1 protein-coding gene is annotated in these 269 nt (G+C 69.5%); it reads right to left on the reverse strand.

Annotation, left to right across the window (positions count from 1 at the left end; genetic code table 11):
- Positions 1–136: 136 nt before the first annotated feature.
- Entirely contained in the window at positions 137–259 is a 123-nt protein-coding gene (locus tag SB822_RS57535) for a glycoside hydrolase family 2 protein (RefSeq protein WP_410859167.1), read from the reverse strand.
- Between the last annotated feature and the right edge of the window lie 10 nt (positions 260–269).

Raw genomic sequence — 269 nt, forward strand, 5'->3', positions numbered from 1 at the left:
GGGATGTCGGCGGTCGCGGCTGAAGCCGCTCCTACCTGTCCACCTCACTTTCCCTTCGCTTTCCCAGGCCGCAACCCAACCCCCACCCCAAGCCGGGGGACATGAGCGGCAGCAGGCACCGCGCGTGGCGCTGCGTTCAACGTGACGGATGCTGCACCGCGTCGGCCAGCGAGCGCAGGCGCAGCGCGGCGTGCAACGCATCCAGCGAGGCGGTGGAGCTGATCCGCACCGTGGTGGTTTCGCCCGGCAGCAACGTCAGCGCATTGTCG

Origin of the sequence: Paraburkholderia sp. SIMBA_054 (assembly GCF_046534875.1) — a bacterium.
GTDB classification, from domain to species: Bacteria; Pseudomonadota; Gammaproteobacteria; order Burkholderiales; family Burkholderiaceae; genus Paraburkholderia; species Paraburkholderia hospita.